Source organism: Coprobacillus sp. (assembly GCF_984815275.1).
This window is the reverse complement of the sequence record NZ_CFJNYH010000087.1, coordinates 1-2,784: the sequence shown is the minus strand read 5'-3', so window position 1 is coordinate 2,784 and position 2,784 is coordinate 1. Positions and strand designations below refer to the sequence as shown.

General features: G+C 30.5%; 4 protein-coding genes and 1 other annotated feature. All 4 genes read left to right on the top strand.

Going from position 1 to position 2,784, the window contains the following annotated elements; all coding sequences use genetic code 11:
- The coding region (locus AC5M21_RS15980) for a GTP-binding protein (RefSeq protein ID WP_493531533.1) at positions 1-367 on the top strand (367 nt) is incomplete at its 5' end.
- A gap of 48 nt (positions 368-415) precedes the next feature.
- Positions 416-730, top strand: a complete 315-nt coding sequence (locus AC5M21_RS15975) for a PTS sugar transporter subunit IIB (protein ID WP_008789750.1) — start codon at positions 416-418, stop codon at positions 728-730.
- 60 nt (positions 731-790) lie between these two features.
- Positions 791-1,519, top strand: coding sequence for a LysM peptidoglycan-binding domain-containing protein (locus AC5M21_RS15970; RefSeq protein ID WP_008789749.1), 729 nt, complete (start codon positions 791-793; stop codon positions 1,517-1,519).
- Positions 1,516-2,421: a hypothetical protein gene (locus AC5M21_RS15965; RefSeq protein WP_008789748.1), complete on the top strand. Its 906-nt coding sequence runs from the start codon at positions 1,516-1,518 to the stop codon at positions 2,419-2,421. Before AC5M21_RS15970 ends, AC5M21_RS15965 begins: the two co-directional genes overlap by 4 nt.
- A gap of 29 nt (positions 2,422-2,450) precedes the next feature.
- Positions 2,451-2,653 (top strand) — a binding site (T-box leader).
- The last annotated feature ends 131 nt before the right edge of the window (positions 2,654-2,784 follow it).

The window sequence follows — 2,784 nt, the reverse complement described above, 5'->3', positions numbered from 1 at the left end:
AGATGTGCCAGGATATGGATATGCTAAAGTTAATGATAAAATCAAAGAAAGTTTTGGCGATATGTTAGATACATATTTAAGAGAACGAGATGTTTTAAAGGGGTTGGTATTAATAGTGGATTATCGACATAAACCAACTCATGATGACAAAATGATGTATGATTATGCTAAGCATTATCATATTCCAGTTATTGTTGTGGCAACAAAAGAAGATAAATTGAAAAGAAATGATTTGAAAAAGAATGAAAAAATCATTAAGGATACTTTGGGGTTTGATAAGAATGATATATTTTTGCGTTTCTCAAGTTTAAATAAAGTGGGTATTGATGAGGTTTGGGAGAGAATTATAGAACTTTGTGAACAATAAATCCTTAACAAATATTCCTAAATAATGTATAATTGCGACTAGGGGGTAATGGAAGAAATGATTAATATTATGTTATGTTGTGCATCAGGGATGTCAACGAGTTTGTTAGTAGAAAAAATGAAAAAAGCAGCTTCTCAAGATGGTATAAAGGTTGATATTTGGGCTGTGGGGGCAAATGAAATAAGAGAAAATGCTGATAAAGCAGATGTTATTTTGCTTGGACCACAAGTAAGATATGCACAAAAAAAGATAGAGTCTGAAGCACCTGGTGTTCCAGTTGCCAATATTGGTATGAGAGAATACGGAATGATGAATGGTGCTGCTGTTTTAAAACAGGCCTTAGATTTGATTGAAAAGAAGTAATGCACTTCTTTTTTTTCATATTCTGTACTTTTTTGCATACAGTTTGATAGGAGGGAAAGTATGCAAAAGATATATTTTAAGAAGTTAGTGGATTTGAATCATCAATTAAAAGAATTGGTATCTATTTCAGTTGATGAATCAATCAATTATAAAATGGAAAGTCAAGGAATGAGAGCAGTAGGTAGTATCATGATGAATGGAGATTATAAAGATGAAAAAGGTAAACATAGTTTTCATGAATCCATTGATTTAGATATTATGGCTTTGTTTGAAAAAATCACTGATAAAAGAGATTTTCATGTGAAAGTAGAAGATTTTGATTATGTGATTAATGAAGGTAATCTATCACTTGTCATACAGGCCTGTGTCTATGGTGTTTTAGATGATGAAGACCGTGTTATTGAAACCTCTGCTCCAAGAGTTGAGGAAACGAATGATGAAGCAGTTGTAGAAGAAATTGAAAGTTTATTGCGTGAAGAAGATGTTGTAGAAGAAGTGCCAGAGGTTGAGATTCCTGTTGTTGAGATTCCTAAAGAAATAGCTATACCGGTTGTAGAGACAGCACCAGTTGCAGCTATTAAAGAAGAAACAGTAGAAATGAAAAAAGAAATACCTGAAGAAGATGATGATGAGGATATTGGTACTTATTATTTATATGTTGTTCAAGATGGAGATAGTTATCAATCTGTAGCAGCTCATTATCAGGTAGACGAATATAAGCTTAAAGACTACAATCACGATCGTCCTTTGACGAAAGGAACTATCGTTATTGTTCCTTATTATTCATGAATGAACTGATTTTACAATACTATAAGATTCAAGTTGTTGGATTGATAAAACTGACTCAAAATGTTTATAAATTGAAAACGAATGATGGTTATTATGTTGCGAAATGTGTTGAAGATAAACATATTGAAACAATCTATGAATATATTGAGACTTTGCATATCCATTGTTTTGTTCAAATATTATTAAATAAAAACAACGAACTTCTTACACCTTATCAAAACAAATATCTTTATCTCATGCCATATGTAGACAACAATCAGGGCTTACTGAAAGAAATGAAGATTAAATATTATTTTGAAACATTAGCTTATCTTCATTATAACAGTTTTTATTTTACAAAAGTGAACCAGCAATATTTTGATACACTTAATTCTGATATCTTAAGAATTATTAATGAAAGAACTGTTTATTATGAACAGATGATTCAAAATTTTGAGAATATTGCAATGCGATCACCAAGTCAATGGATGCTTGTTATGAATTATTATCGGATTTATGAAGCATTATGCAGTGCTCGCCAATATTTATCACAATACTTGGAACACACCAAAGATTATCATCAAGTTCGTGTATGTTTGAATTATAAACATTTTGATTATGATCATATCTCATTAAAATCAAAGGTTTTATTATCGATTGATAATGTTTGTATTGATTTACCAATCTATGATTTGTTTGATATTTATCAAAGAATTCCAGATATTCTCTTTGATTTAGATTGCTTTAGTGAATATTACTTTAAAAAGATAGAAATTAGAGAAGATGAGAAATTGTTATTGTGTTGTCTTATGAATGTTGTTCCTCTTATTGATTATGGCCCTGATGAAATTGAAAATATCATCAGATTATCAAGATTATTGTACTATTTAGACTCAGTCCATAACTTTATAGGTCAATTATAATTGACTTTAATCTACAGCTTTGTTAAAATAAACATACGTTGATGAGGAGGAGTACATTTTGTATTCTTGAAGAGAGTTTCTGGTGGGTGTGAAGAAACAGAAGAAAAAATGGAAGGTAGCCTCGGAGTATGTTTATTGAAATCATGTAGGTAAACACGTAGAACTGCGTTAAAGTTTTGAGGTATACGAAAGTATATAAATTAAGGTGGTACCACGAGCATTCGTCCTTATACGAATGCTCTTTTTTATTTAAAGGAGGAAGAGATATGAGAACTGTTGATTTGGTTGTTTGGGTATTATTTATTGGTGCACTTGTTTTTTTAGGTTATTTCTTTACAAAAAGAGTCAAGGATAATAAGAAGA